Here is a 14,934-nt window from a genome sequence, read left to right as displayed (position 1 = left end):
CCCCAATTTGTCTCATTCAATAGATTTTCCGGTGCCGGATAACGAGACACAAAGTATCGCGCTCGTCAGCCCGTTGGTTTTACTGATACAAATCGGCGTACTGAGTTTGCTGATGTTTGCCGGCGGCTGGCTGGGCGGCAAAATGATCATTCCGCCCGGCTATGCCAGTCCGCTATGGCCGCCAGCCGGCATCGCACTGGCTGCGCTATTTATGGGTGGCCGCAGGCTTTGGCCCGGAATCTGGCTGGGTGCGGCGTTAAGCAATTTTCTGGTGACTATTGATTTTTCCGGTCAATTGACCGCGCAAACTGCGATGTCCTCCTTTGCCATTGGCGGCGGCAGCGCCTTGCAGGCGTTGGCGGCTCTGGCTTTATCCAAAGCCTACGTAGAACCGGGTTTGCCCAAATTGGATAGTCCGGCCGCCATCCTCAAGTTTTTTGTCCTGGCCGGGCCGGTAGCCTGTCTGATCGCGCCCAGCGTAGGCGGAGCCGTACTTTATTCATTGGACTTGATGAGCCAGGCACAACTCTGGTCGTCCTGGCGAAACTGGTGGGTTGGCGACAGTTTGGGCGTGATGATAGTGACGCCGCTATTGTTTTGTTATTTCGGACGCCCCCGTGCGCTTTGGCAGGCGCGGCGCTTGAGTGTCGCGTTACCCTTACTGGGCACGCTGCTGGGTTTGGTGCTGGTATTTTTGCAAGCCTTTCAAGCGGAACGCGCACGCATTCAACAAGCTTTCGACAGTCGGGCTGCCGAGTTAGACCGGCTGCTGGCGGAATATGCCATTGATGTAATCGATAGTACGCTGGCGCTAAGAGATGTATTTCTGGCATCCGGGCAGGTGAGCAGAGCCGAATTTAGCGTGTTTTCCCAGGGTATCCTGCAACGCCATCCGGAAATCCAAGCCCTGGAATGGCTACCTCTGATTACCCAAGCTGATTTACCGGCCTTCGAACAAGCGGTACGCGCCGAAGGATTTCCTGATTTTCGCGTCATCGAACGAGATAGTGCCGGTCAATTGGTGCATGCAAGTGCCCGGCAGGAGTATTTTCCGATCATGTTTGTGGAGCCGATGGCCGGCAACGAAAAAGCCTTTGGCTTCGATTCCATGACAAATCCTCTTAGCCGGCAAGCAAAAATCCTGGCCCGCGCCAGCGGTAAACCCACCGCCTCGCAAAAACTGACGCTAATGCAGCGTGACGATACTGATCCCGGTATTTTGGTGTCCATTCCGGTTCGCCGGCATAGCACCGGCGGCGATGTCTTGGATATTACCGGCTATGTCTCGGCAATCTTACTGCCGGCCAAAATGGTGGAAACAGTCACCAGGGGGCTCAACACCGATACGCTGGGTATCAGCATTGATGACCTCAGCGCGCCCGCCGGACAAACGGCTTTGTATGTAAAACCGGTACGCAAACCGGTGTCGCTAAACTACGACTTAAAAAAATGGCAGCATAATTTTGCGTTTGTGGATCGTAATTGGCAAATTACCGTCACGCCGGATAGCGATTTCGTCAACGAACAAGGTTCATCGCTACCTTTGATTACGCTGATCGGCGGACTCTGTTTTACCAGCTTGCTGAGTATTTTATTGTTGATCATCAGCGGCAGAACCGCCTCCGTGCAAGCTTTGGTGGACGAACGCACCCAGGCATTGGCCGACGCGGTCGCGGAATTGGAAGCCGCCGCCAATATCGCCAAAGAATCGGAATTAAAGCTGCGCACTATCGTCGATTCCGAACCGGAGTGCGTGAAACTGCTGGCGCGGGACGGCAGTTTATTGCAAATGAACCGCGCCGGTCTGGACATGATAGAAGCCGAGACGCTGGAGCAAGCCCAACAAGGACGCATGGAGGATCTGGTATTGCCTAAGTACCGGGCAGCCTTTAAAAAATTGACTCGGCGGGTGTTTGCCGGCGCATCAGGCACACTGGAATTTGAAATCGTCGGCCTGAAAGGCCGGCAACGCTGGTTTGACACCCACGCTGTGCCGATGCGCGATGCGGAAGGCAATATCGTAGCCCTGCTGGGTTTGACCCGAGACATTACCGAACGCAAGCAGGCCGAGGAACATCTGAAACTGGCCGCGCGGGTATTCAGCGAGGCGCACGAAGGTATTTTAATTACCGATCCTGGCGGCATCATCGTCGATGTGAATCCGACTTTTTCCGAGATTACCGGCTATAGCCGCGCTGAAGTGATAGGCCGAAACCCCAGCCTCTTGCAATCCGGTAAATACGGTGCGGATTTTTACCGGGATATGTGGCAAGCCTTGCATGAAGCGCAGCATTGGCAAGGCGAATTGTGGAACCGTAAAAAAAACGGCGAGTTGTATGCTGAGTGGCTAACGGTTTCTGCTTTGTGTGATGCCGACGGTAAGATCACTCACTATATCGGGCTATTTTCCGATGTCACCCAGGCCAAGCAGCAGCAACAGATGCTGGAATTGTTTGCCCATTACGATCCGCTCACCCGCCTGCCGAACCGGATTTTATTCGCCGACCGCTTGAATCAAGCCATCGCCCATAGCAAGCGGGAAAACACTTTGCTGGCGATTTGCTTCCTGGACCTGGACGGCTTCAAGCCGGTCAACGACCAGTTCGGCCACGACATCGGCGACCGGGTGTTGGTGGAAGTGGCGGAACGGATCAAAAGCGCGATTCGCGAGGAAGACAGCGTATCCCGCCACGGTGGCGACGAATTCGCGCTATTACTGGGCGATATAGACTCGATTGAACAATGCGAGCAAGCCATCATGCGCATTCACCGGGCGATTGCCCAGCCGTATGTCATCGACGATCAGCCGATTTCGGTCGGCGCCAGCAGCGGTTTTACCGTATATCCGCTGGATGATGCCGACGCCGACGCCTTATTGCGGCATGCCGACTACGCGATGTACCAGGCTAAATTGGCCGGCAAAAACCGTTGCCAGTTGTTCGATGCCAGCCACGACCAACAAATCATGCATCGCCACCAACAACTGCGCGACATCGAAGCGGCGTTTTTAAACAACGAGTTGTGCATGTATTACCAGCCCAAGGTGGATATTAAATCCGGCCAGGTTAAAGGCGTGGAGGCCTTGATCCGCTGGCTGCATCCGCAGCGCGGCATGGTGCCGCCGTTGGAGTTTCTACCGGTGATTGCCTCCACCGATCTGGAAATCCGCATCGGCAATTGGGTCATCGCGCAAGCTTGCGAGCAGCTGGCGGGCTGGCATGCGCGCGGCTTGCTGTTGGAAGTCAGCGTCAACATCTCCTCCTATCATTTACTGTGGTCCGGGATTGGCGCTTATATCGAAGACACTTTACGCCTTCATCCGGAACTGGATGCCCGCTACCTGCAATTGGAAATTCTGGAAAGTACCGCATTGGATGATTTGTCGGCAGTAAACCGAATTATCACCAGCTGCCGCGAGCAACTGGGCATCAGCGTGGCCCTAGACGATTTCGGTACCGGCTACTCCTCGTTGACTCATTTGCGGCATCTGTCGGTAGATACCGTGAAAATCGATCAGACCTTTGTCCGTGACATGCTCGACGATCCGGACGACTACGCCATCATCGACAGCGTGATCGATCTCAGTCAGGCTTTTAGCCGGGAAGTCGTGGCGGAAGGCGTGGAAAGTCAGGAACAAGGTATCGTGCTGTTGCTGCTGGGCTGCCATCTGCTGCAAGGTTATGCGATTGCCCGGCCGATGCCGGCAGCGGCGATTGCCGACTGGGTGATTGCTTACCGGCCTTTCGACGACTGGCAAATTTATGCGGATGCCGAGCTGTCGGCGGAACAGGTTGACATAGCGATTCGCCGCTTCGACACCCGGCAGTGGTTGCAGCGGGTCCAGGCCTGCCTGTTCGCAGAGCCGCAAGCTGCCGTGAAAAGCTGGCCCATTATGGACCAGCGTCGTACCCATCTGGGCCGCTGGCTGAAGCAAGTACAACACGACAGACAGTATGCCCAGGATTGGCTGGAACATATCGAACAATTACAGCGGCAATTGCATGTCCTGGCCGAAAGTTTGCTGAAACGCTGCGAGGCCGGCCAGCGCGATGCCGCGCAGGCGGGTTTTAACGATCTGCGGGCTATTCAGCAGCAAATCGACGACATGTTGATTTTGTATACCCCACTCCCTAATTTGGACGCGATGTAGATATTCAATATGGAACCATTGCCCTTAAAAGATATTCATTTGCCCGATTCGGTGGCTTTTTGGCCGCCGGCGCCGGGCTGGTGGTTGTTAGCGGTATTGCTGCCGTTGTTGATTTTTTTGTGCCGGTATTTTTATAAACGCATCCGCCGGCAGACAGCGGTGAAAACCGCCGGCAAATTGTTATCCGCGCTTCGCCGGGATGGCGCTGCCGACGCCAGACAGACCTTGGTAGCTTTATCGGCTCTGTTGCGGCGCGTAGCCATCAGTACGGCGCCGCGTAGCGATGCCGCGAGTTTGCGCGGCGAAGCCTGGCTTAGCTATCTGGATCAATCCCTGCCGGATGCACCGTTTAGCCAAGGCCCCGGCCGTTGTCTGGCCGACGGCCATTATCGGCAAACACCGCCCGCCGATACCGAACTGGAGGCCTTGTTTGAATTGTGCGAACGCTGGTTGAAACAACAGGCGAAAAAACGATGATCGAATTGTACTGGCCCTGGTTGTTATCTCTACTGCCGCTACCGCTGTTATTGCGTTGGCTGTTGCCCGCGCGCGCCATCGCCCAGCAGGCAGCATTGAAAGTACCGTTTCTGGATGATCTTGGTCCCAGCGAAACGCGGGTGGTCAGCAGCGAACGGCGTTGGCCTTTATGGCTGGCAGCTTTTGCCTGGGCCTGTTTACTGTTGGCCGCCGCGCGTCCGCAATGGCTCGGCGAACCCATTGAGCAAGCGGTCAGCGGCCGCGACTTGATGCTGGCGGTGGACGTTTCCGGCAGCATGCAGGAAGAAGATTTCATCATCGGCAAGGAGCGCGTGGACCGCTTAACCGCCATCAAACATGTCGCGGGCGAGTTTATTCAGCGCCGGGTCGGCGACCGCCTGGGCTTAATCCTGTTCGGCACGCAAGCCTATTTGCACGTGCCGTTAACCTTTGATCGCAAGACCGTGCAAACCTTGTTGCACGAGGCGTTTATCGGCATCACCGAAGACGACCCGAAGACCTCAATCGGTGACGCCATCGGCTTGGCGATCAAGCGACTGCAACAACAGCAAGATGCCAGCCGCGTGTTGATTTTATTGACCGACGGCGCCAATACCGCCGGCGAATTAACGCCGATAAAAGCCGCTGAACTGGCCGCCGAACATAAGCTGAAAATCTACACGATAGGCATAGGTGCCGATGAAGTATTGGTGCGCAGCCTGTTCGGTACCCGCCGGGTCAATCCGTCCGCCGATCTGGACGAAAAAACCCTGACTGCGATTGCCGATACGACCGGCGGCCATTATTTCCGCGCCCGCAATACCGAAGAACTGGAAAAAATCTACCGGATGCTGGATCAGCTGGAGCCGGTTGAAAAAGACAAACAATATTTTCGGCCGCGCAGTGAGCTATTTTATTGGCCGCTGGGTCTGGCTTTGCTATTGACGGGATGCTTAACCTTGGCCCGCTTGAGGTGGTCATGAATTTTGCCGATTTTCATTTCCTGCGGCCCTGGTGGTTGCTGGCATTATTGCCGGCCGCGCTGTTTTTGATTTTGCTGGTGCGGCATCGACAAGGACGTGGCAACTGGAGCGAGGTGTGCGATGCCGAGTTGCTGCCCTTTATTTTGCAAGACAAACCGTTGCAAGCATCGCGTGGCCCTTTGTTCGGTGCCGGCTTTGCCGCGTTGCTAACCATAATCGCCCTGGCCGGCCCCACTTGGCAGCGCTTGCCCGGCCCGGCCTTTAGAAACGATGCCGCGCTGGTGATTGCGCTGGATTTGTCCAAGTCCATGGATGCCGCCGACATCAAACCCAGCCGTATCGCCAAGGCCCGTTACAAAATTGCCGATTTATTAAAACAGCGCAAAGACGGCCAAACTGCATTACTGGTCTACGGCGGCGATGCGTTTACCGTAACCCCGTTGACAAACGATACCGCGACCATTGATAGCCAGCTAAGCGCCCTGACCACCGACATCATGCCCAGTCCGGGCAGCAACACCAGTGCGGCATTGAATGCGGCGGTGGCATTGCTGCGCCAAGCCGGCTTGGTCAAGGGCCATATCCTGCTGGTCACCGACGGCGTTGATAGCGATGTCGCTGAGCAGGCCGAACACTGGCTGGGCGATTACCGGCTCTCGGTACTGGCGATGGGCACACCGGAAGGCGCGCCTATCCAGTTGCAAGGCGCAGGGTTTTTAAAAGATAGCAATGGCGCCATCGTGGTTGCCAAGTTGGACGAGGCCGCGCTGAGCACGCTGGCGCAACACGGTCGCGGCATTTACCAGCCGGTGACGGCAAACGATGCGGATGTCGAGAATTTGGGGCGTTTATTCAATAGCGCGGAAACCGGTAACGAAAATTTGGATAGCAATCTGTTGCTGGAACAATGGGATGAAAAGGGACCCTGGCTGCTATTGCTGGTGTTACCGTGGGCGGCTTTGCAATTTAGAAAGGGTTTGTTATTGGCCTTGCTGTGCCTGTTGCCGTTGCCGAAGAACAGCTACGCGCTGGACTGGCAGAGCCTGTGGCAAACGCCGGATCAACGCGCCAAGCAGGCTTTCGAGCAACAGCAATATCAACAAGCCGCCGAGCAGTTCGACAATCCGGATTGGCGCGCCGCCGCCCAATACAAGGCCGGTAAATTCCAAGAAGCCGCCGAGACCTTGAAAAACACCCAAAGCGCGGAAGGCCATTACAACCGCGGCAATGCCTTGGCTCAGGCCGGCCAGTTGCAAGAAGCCGTGCAAGCCTATCAGCAGGCGCTGCAACTTGATCCTAAGCATCAGGATGCAAAATACAATAAGGAGCTGGTCGAGAAGAAGCTGAAAGAACAGGAACAACAAAATCAGCAGGACAATCAACAGCAAGACCAGCAAAAGCAGGACAAACAGGATTCTTCTGAGCAACAGCAAAAGCAGCAGCAACAGCAGGACGGCAAGCCCGATCAAGCCGACAAAGATGCGCAGCAGGAGCAAAAACCGCAAGACCAGCAACAATCCGACGCCAAGCAGGACGCGGAACAAAATAAGGCGAAAGAAGACCAACAATCCGAAGCCGAGGCCAAACAGCAAGCTGAGCCGCAGCCGCCCAAGCAAGAGCCGACAGACCAGGAACAAGCCGCGCAAGCCACGGAAAAAAACGAAACCGAGCGAGCCAACGAGCAATTGTTGAAGCGCATACCCGACGAGCCGACGGGCTTACTAAAGCGTAAATTCAAATATCAATACGGTCAGCGCAATCGAGCTAACCCGACCGGTCCGGCCTGGTAAATTGACGGATCGGGAATCCGGAACGAATTGGCGTAAGACCGACACATTTTAATTTTGGACGCGATGAAACGATGGATATTGGCCTGATACTGATTTTAATCCTGATCAACGGTGTGTTTGCGATGTCGGAAATGTCGCTGGTCTCTTCCGGACTGGCGCGCTTGCAGAAATTGGCCGGCGAAAAACGCGCGGGTGCGCGCACCGCGCTGAAATTGCACCAGGACCCGTCCCGATTTTTGTCTACCGTGCAGGTCGGCATTACCTCGGTCGGCATTCTCAGCGGTGCGCTGGGCGAGGATGCCTTGACCGAGCCCCTGTATCGGCAACTGCTGAACATCCCCGCGCTGGCTCCCTATGCCCAGAGCATTGCATTAATCGCCACGGTATTTCTGATTACTTATTGTTCGGTAGTCATAGGTGAACTGGTGCCCAAGCGACTGGCCTTGCTACATCCGGAGCGGATTGCGGTGTTTATCGCCCGGCCCATGCACACCCTGTCACTGGTTGCCAGCCCTATCGTCTGGCTGCTGTCTTCATCCAGTACGCTGATACTGCGGCTATTTGGCGCGCATCGGCCGCCGCAGACCAGTGTCACCAACGAAGAAATCAAACTGCTGATGGAAATCGGTGCGGAGTCCGGGGTATTTCACGCCAGCGAAAGCCATTTGGTCGGCAACGTCTTGCAACTGGATGAACAAATGCTGGGTGCGGCCATGACGCCCCGGCAACAAATATACGCTATTGATTTAAGCGATCCGGAAGCGACAGTGCGCGCCGAAATCGCCGACTGTCCTTACGCCCGGGCAGTAATTTGCCGGGACGGTCTGGAAAATGTGGTCGGAATCTTGCAGAGAAGCGATCTGCTGAAACTGGTGATGGCCGGCGAGACCTTGGATATAGCGCCGATCCTGCATACGCCGCTATACGTGCCGGAAGCCATGACGCTAAGGCAATTACTGGAGTTTTTCCAGGAAAAGCGAGCCGATCTGGCGCTGGTCGTCGACGAATATGGCGATATTGAAGGCTTGGTCACGCTGAGTGATGTCCTAAAAGCCATCGTCGGCCATCTGCCCAGCCGCACCAATCTGGACGTCGATGTGGTGCAACGTAGCGACGGCTCATGGTTGGTGGATGGCGGCTTATCGATTCAGCGTTTGAAGAGGGTGATCGGTATAGACGGCAATTTGCCCGGCGAAGCCGACAACGCCTATCACACCGTCGGCGGCTTTATTTTGTTTTACCTGGAAAAAATTCCCCAAGTAACGGACAACTTCGAATATCGGCAGTGGCGTTTCGAGATCGTCGACATCGACGGTACTCGTATTGACAAGGTGTTGGTCAGCGCCAAGCCGCCCGAGGCCGCAATTTAACGCTTTGCCAAATTGGGTTTGTCGACCTAAAGCGCAATAGGCGACACCTGAGTTATACGCCAACATTGCTTGCATCGGCATTCGCTTTACATCGTTAGATTACCTGACGACCTAGAAAATCACCTGGCAACGTAGAAATAGCCCGTGATTTGTTAGTTGTTTGAAAAGATTTTTTGCTTAAAGGAAATACCATGAAAGCCAAGCTCCATACGCCATTCCGCTCTTCGCCGCTTATGGCAGCGCTGTTTTTGCTGAGTTTTGCCCTGCCCGCCCTTGGCGCGGATCATAAACCCTTATTGGAAGCCTCGCCCGCCCTGTTAAAGCTGCTAAGCATCGCCGAAGTCAAACCCGGCGAAGTCGGCGAGTCGTTGAATCTTTCGGCTCGGGTGGAGTTGGATCAACATAGGGTCGCGCGCATCGGCGCCTCGGTAACCGGGCGGATTACCGAAATCGATGCCATGCTCGGCCAAGCGGTAAAAAAAGGGGAACGTCTGGCGCTATTGAACAGTACCGAGCTCGGTAAAGCCCAGTCCGACTATTTAAAAGCCGCATCGCAAGTCAATTTGCGGCGGATTACCGTGAAACGTGCCGAGCGTCTACTGGAAAGCGGCGTGATCTCGGAAGCCGAGTTTCAGGAGCGGCAGAGCGTGTTGACTGAAGCGGATGTGGATTTACGCGCCGCCGCCGACCAGTTGCGGGTCATGGGCATGAGGGATGCCGATTTGCAGCGCATAGACAAACAACGCAGCATTCACTCCTTTTCGCCGGTGACCGCCAGCATCGACGGCGTCGTCATCGAACGTAACGTCGCCATCGGCCAGGTGGTACAGCCGGCAGACGCCTTGTATACCGTTGCGGACTTGTCGCAGCTGTGGCTGGTGGCGGAAATTCCCGAGCAACAAGCGCATTGGGCGCGGCAAGGCGATCAAGCCTTCGCCGAAGTGCCGGCCCTACCTGGGGAGGAAGTCAGCGGTAAGTTGATTTACGTCGCCGATATGGTCGATTCGGACACCCGCACGGTGACGGTGCGCATGGCCCTGGCCAATCCGCAGCGTCTGTTTAAGCCGCAGATGCTGGCTACTCTAAAAATCAGCAAGCCCGGTTCGCAAACCTTGATCGTGCCCAGCCAGGCGGTGGTCAGGGAAAATGATAAGGATTTCGTGTTTGTGGAAACCGCTGCCGCACGTTTTGAGTTGCGCCCGGTACGTTTGGGGCGCGAAGAAGCGCAGAAACGGCCCTTATTGGAAGGCTTGAAAGCGGGTGAAAAAATTGTCGTGGGCGGCGCGTTTCATTTAAATAACGAACGCCTGCGCAGCACATTGGAGTAGAGCATGATTAATAGCCTAATAGCAGCCGCTCTGCATCAACGTGTTCTGGTGGCGGTGCTGGCAGTGGCGGTCACGCTGTTCGGCGTGCGCGCCGTGCAGCAGTTGTCGGTGGATGCATTTCCGGATGTCACCAATATCCAGGTTCAAATCGCCACCGAAGCGACCGGCAAATCGCCGGACGAAGTGGAGCGATTGGTCACCGTGCCCTTGGAAATAGCGATGGCCGGCCTGCCGGGTCTGGAAGAAATGCGTTCGATGAATAAGAACGGCTTATCCTTGATCACCTTAATCTTTACCGATAAGACCGAGGTTTACTTTGCCCGGCAGTTGGTGATGGAACGGCTGATAGAGGTGAAGCAGCAGATGCCGGAAGGCATCAATCCGGTGCTGGGGCCGGTGTCCACCGGTTTGGGCGAGGTCTATCAATACACCTTGGAACGCGACGACGACGGTCAGCGGGCCTTGACCCAGGAGGAATTGCAACAGCGCCGCGAAGCCCAGGACTGGGTGGTACGGCCTCTGCTACGCGGGATTCCCGGCGTGGCGGAAATCAACTCCCAGGGCGGCTATGTCAAGCAATACCAGGTTTTGGTTGATCCCAACCGCTTGCATCATTACCGGATTTCATTAACTGAAGTATTCGAGGCGCTGGCCAGAAATAACGCCAACAGCGGAGGCGGTGTACTGCCGCATTATGCCGAACAATATCTGATTCGCGGTGTCGGTTTGATCAACGACGTCAAAGACATCGGCAATATCGTCTTGAAGGAAGAAGACTCGGTGCCGGTACATATGCATGACGTTGCCGAAGTCAAAATCGGCCACGAAGTCCGGGCGGGCGCAGTGCTCAAGGACGGCTACACCGAATCCGTGGGCGGCATTGTCATGATGCTGCGCGGCGGCAACGCCAAGGAAGTCGTCAGTCGTATTAAGGCGCGAGTGGCGGAAATCAACGCGAAAGGCATGCTGCCGCATGACCTGAAAATTGTCTCCTATTACGACCGTAGCGATTTGGTCGATGCGGCTTTGCATACCGTGACCAAGGTTCTGCTGGAAGGCATTGTGTTGGTGGTGATCGTGTTATTCCTGTTTCTGGGCGATGTGCGCTCCAGTCTGATCGTGGTCAGCACCTTGATCGTCACGCCTTTGGTGACGTTTATCGCGATGAATCAGCTGGGTCTGTCCGCCAATTTGATGTCGCTGGGCGGCTTGGCGATTGCCATCGGTTTAATGGTGGACGGCTCGGTGGTGGTGGTGGAAAACGCTTTTCGTTTGCTCGGCGAACGCAAGGGCCGCGCTACCAGCCGGGTGCGCGTGGTGCAGACCGCGGCACAGGAAGTGGCGACGCCGGTATTGTTCGGTGTCGGCATCATCGTATTGGTATTTTTGCCGCTGATGACGCTGCAAGGCATGGAAGGCAAGATGTTCGCGCCCCTGGCTTATACCATTGCTATTGCCTTGCTGATTTCGTTGATCGTGTCGTTGACCTTATCGCCGGTACTCTGTGCCTTTTTACTGGAAGGCCACGACGGCGAACATGACACCCGGCTGATCGCTTTCATCAAGCGGATTTATTTACGGATGCTGGATTGGGCGATGGCCAATCGGCTGAAGGTGGTGGGCGGTGCGGTCGGTGTGTTTGCCGCGACCTTGGCCTTACTGCCTTTGCTGGGCACCTCGTTCATTCCGGAAATGAAGGAAGGCTCCATCGTGCCGGGCATTAACCGAATGCCGAACATTTCGCTTGAGGAAAGCATCAATGTGGAAATGCAGGCGATGAAAATGGTGATGGCAATCCCCGGCGTAAAAACCGTGGTCAGCGGTGTGGGGCGCGGCGAAAGTCCGGCCGATCCGCAAGCGCAAAACGAGTCCACGCCTATCGTTACATTGAAACCGCGGGAAGAATGGCCGAAAGGCTGGACTCAGGACGATATTGCCGATGCGATGAGCGCGAAACTCACCGAAAATCTGCCGGGCATGCAGGTGGTGATGGCCCAGCCGATTTCCGACCGGGTGGATGAAATGGTCACCGGCGTGCGCTCGGACGTGGCGGTGAAAGTCTTCGGCGACGATCTGGCTGAACTGAAACGCCTGGCAGACGCCATTGCCGGGGTGGCGAACGACGTGAACGGTGCCCGCGATATTCGGGTCGAGCGTTTGACCGGTCAGCAATATTTGAATATTACCGTCGATAGGCAGGCCATTGCGCGCCACGGTTTGAATGCCTCGGACATTCACGATGTCATAGAAACCGCGATAGCCGGCAAAGTGGCTACCGAGATTTATCAAGGCGAGCGGCGCTTTTCGGCGGCGGTGCGCTTGCCGGAGCAATTTCGGAACAATATCGGTGCCATCGATGCGTTGATGCTGACCTCCGCGAACGGCGCGCGCGTGCCGCTGGGCGATGTCAGCAATATCACCTTAAATGATGGTCCGGCCTTGATCAGCCGGGAAATGGGTAAGCGCCGCATCGTGGTAGGGATTAACGTGCGCGACCGGGATTTAGGCGGCTTCGTCGCCGAGCTGCAAAAAGCCGTGGCCGATAAAGTGCAATTGCCGGAAGGCTATTATCTGCAATGGGGCGGCCAATTCCAGAATATGGAGCGGGCCTTGGGGCATTTACAAATGATCATTCCGGTTACTATCGCGGCGATTTTCTTTTTGCTGTTTATGTTGTTTAAATCGCTGCGCTTTGCCGCGTTGATTATTCTGGTACTGCCGTTTGCGTCGATAGGCGGCATCATCACGCTGTTTCTCAGCGGCGAGTACCTGTCGGTCCCGGCTTCGGTTGGATTTATCGCCTTATGGGGCATCGCGGTGCTGAATGGGGTGGTGTTGGTATCGTATATCCGCTCCCAGCGCGAAAGCGGTTTGAGTCTGGAATATGCAATACGCCGCGGCTGCGAACAGCGTTTTCGGCCGGTGATGATGACCGCCACGGTGGCCTTGCTGGGTTTGGTGCCGTTTTTATTCGCCATCGGCCCAGGTTCGGAAGTGCAAAAACCCCTGGCTATCGTGGTGATCGGCGGCTTGATTAGTTCGACGCTGCTGACCTTGGTGGTATTGCCGGTGTTATACTGCTGGTTTGATGACCGTCCTGATGTTCATAAACCTTTTTCAATGAAGTAAATGATCCGTTGTATGCATAGACATAGTTACTCATGGCTGCTGTATGGCCTGTTAATGCTGCTCAGCGCCGCGATACAGGCGGCGGAGATTCAAGTAGCGGTTGACCGCAACCCGGTTGGCCTTAATGAATCGTTTCAAATTACCTTTACCGCCAGTGAAGCTCCGGACGGCAATCCGGAGTTTGCGCCCTTGCAGGAGAATTTTGAAATTCTCAGTCAGCAGCGCAGCACCAGCTCCTCTTGGGTCAACGGCAAAAGTAGCCGGACTGAACAATGGATAGTCCGGGCGATGGCCAAACAAGCCGGCGAGTTGTTTATCCCGCCGATTGCCTTCGGTGCCGACAGCAGCAAACCGTTGAAACTTATCGTCAACGAAAATACTGCCGCTCCGCAAGGCAACGATGACATATTTCTGGACGTGACCGCTACGCCAGAGCAACCTTACGTACAGTCACAAGTGTTGTACACGCTGAAGTTGTTTCGCAAGGTACAGATTACCCAAGCCAGCCTCAGCGAGCCGGAAATTAAGGATGCCTTAGTCGAAAAACTGGGCGAGGACAGCACCTACACCACCCAAGTCAAGGGTGTGGATTATTGGGTGACCGAGCGCAAATATGCCATTTTTCCGCAACAGAGCGGGGTATTTACCATTGCGCCGCTGATTCTGAATGCCGAATACCTGAGCAATCAACGCCAACCTCGTTTTAACGGTTTCTTCAATCGGCCGGATACGGAAACTCGGCGGGTGGCTTCCAAAGCCATCACGTTGAACGTGCAAGCGGTGCCGGCAGGCTTTAAAGGCCCGAACTGGTTGAGTGCCGAGTCATTAACACTCAGCGAAGCTTGGTCCGACGCCGGCTTGCAAACCAAAGTGGGCGAACCCTTGACCCGCACCCTCACACTGAGCGCGAAAGGCACCACGGTCGGCCAGTTGCCGGAGCTGCTCGATAAAACGACTATCGACGGCATCAAAACCTATCCCGACCAACCGCTGCTGAAGGAAGACAAAGACAGCGACGGCTTAACCGCGCTGCGCGAGGAAAAAATCGCCTTCATCCCTTCCAAGCCCGGCGAATATACCTTGCCGGCGCTGGACATCGTTTGGTTCAACACCAAAACCCAGAAAACGGAAACTGCACATCTGCCTAGCGTCAAGCTCACGGCTTTAGCCGGCAGCACGGATGCCCAAAATTCCGCACCGCCCGCTACATCAAGCACGCCGCAAGAGCCGGTAACTAGCCCGATGACCACGTCGCCGATTACCGTGACCAACAGCAGCGACACCCGCTTTTGGCAAGCGGTATCGGCGACGTTGGCGCTGGGCTGGCTATTGACTATTGTTGTGTTTTATCGCCGCCCTTCCGGCAAAGTATCTAAGGATAAGCCTGTTGAACGGGTGCCGGAAACCGCTATGGAAAAGACCCTGAAACGTGCTTGTTGGGAAAATAACCCGCAGGCCGCCAAACAGGCCTTGCTGCAATGGGGTAAGGCCGAGTTCGGTGCGGAGAGTTTGGGGGCGATTGCGGCGCATTGTCCCGAGGCGCTGCGTGAAGAGATTTTGGCGCTGAATCGCTTGCTATATTCCGGCCAAAGTCAGGACTGGCAAGGCCGGAATCTTTGGCAGGTGTTTTCCACTAAACCGGCAGCGGTCAGCGGCAAAGGCAAAAGCGACGACGGTTTGGAGCCCTTGTTCAAGATTTAAGGTTCG

The 14,934-nt window shown here is 55.5% G+C and carries 8 protein-coding genes; all 8 read left to right on the top strand.

Going from position 1 to position 14,934, the window contains the following annotated elements; translation table 11 throughout:
* The first annotated feature begins 7 nt into the window (after positions 1-7).
* The 8 genes from ACWAU0_RS06850 (at position 8) to ACWAU0_RS06815 (ending at position 14,928) form a co-directional block, all read left to right on the top strand.
* Positions 8-4,150 (top strand): EAL domain-containing protein, encoded by a 4,143-nt coding sequence (locus ACWAU0_RS06850; protein WP_523070773.1) that lies wholly within the window; start codon positions 8-10, stop codon positions 4,148-4,150.
* 9 nt (positions 4,151-4,159) lie between these two features.
* Positions 4,160-4,627: a DUF4381 domain-containing protein gene (locus ACWAU0_RS06845; protein ID WP_458138744.1), complete on the top strand. Its 468-nt coding sequence runs from the start codon at positions 4,160-4,162 to the stop codon at positions 4,625-4,627.
* Positions 4,624-5,610, top strand: a complete 987-nt coding sequence (locus tag ACWAU0_RS06840; protein WP_458138743.1) for a vWA domain-containing protein — start codon at positions 4,624-4,626, stop codon at positions 5,608-5,610. The genes ACWAU0_RS06845 and ACWAU0_RS06840 overlap by 4 nt, the downstream gene beginning before the upstream one ends.
* Positions 5,607-7,400, top strand: a complete 1,794-nt coding sequence (locus tag ACWAU0_RS06835) for a vWA domain-containing protein (protein WP_458138742.1) — start codon at positions 5,607-5,609, stop codon at positions 7,398-7,400. Before ACWAU0_RS06840 ends, ACWAU0_RS06835 begins: the two co-directional genes overlap by 4 nt.
* Before the next feature lie 71 nt (positions 7,401-7,471).
* On the top strand, positions 7,472-8,770 hold the full coding sequence (locus ACWAU0_RS06830; protein WP_458138741.1) for a hemolysin family protein: 1,299 nt from the start codon (positions 7,472-7,474) through the stop codon (positions 8,768-8,770).
* 191 nt (positions 8,771-8,961) lie between these two features.
* Positions 8,962-10,098 carry an efflux RND transporter periplasmic adaptor subunit gene (locus ACWAU0_RS06825; protein WP_458138740.1) on the top strand — a complete coding sequence of 379 codons (1,137 nt, stop codon included), beginning with the start codon at positions 8,962-8,964 and terminating at the stop codon, positions 10,096-10,098.
* A gap of 3 nt (positions 10,099-10,101) precedes the next feature.
* On the top strand, positions 10,102-13,227 hold the full coding sequence (locus ACWAU0_RS06820) for an efflux RND transporter permease subunit (protein WP_458138739.1): 3,126 nt from the start codon (positions 10,102-10,104) through the stop codon (positions 13,225-13,227).
* A 12-nt stretch (positions 13,228-13,239) separates the two neighbouring features.
* Positions 13,240-14,928, top strand: coding sequence for a BatD family protein (locus tag ACWAU0_RS06815; RefSeq protein ID WP_458138738.1), 1,689 nt, complete (start codon positions 13,240-13,242; stop codon positions 14,926-14,928).
* Positions 14,929-14,934: the final 6 nt, after the last annotated feature.

Source organism: Methylomonas sp. Uni0009, from assembly GCF_054188105.3.
Note: the sequence above shows the minus strand (reverse complement) of the source record. Positions and strands in the feature narration are given on the sequence as shown.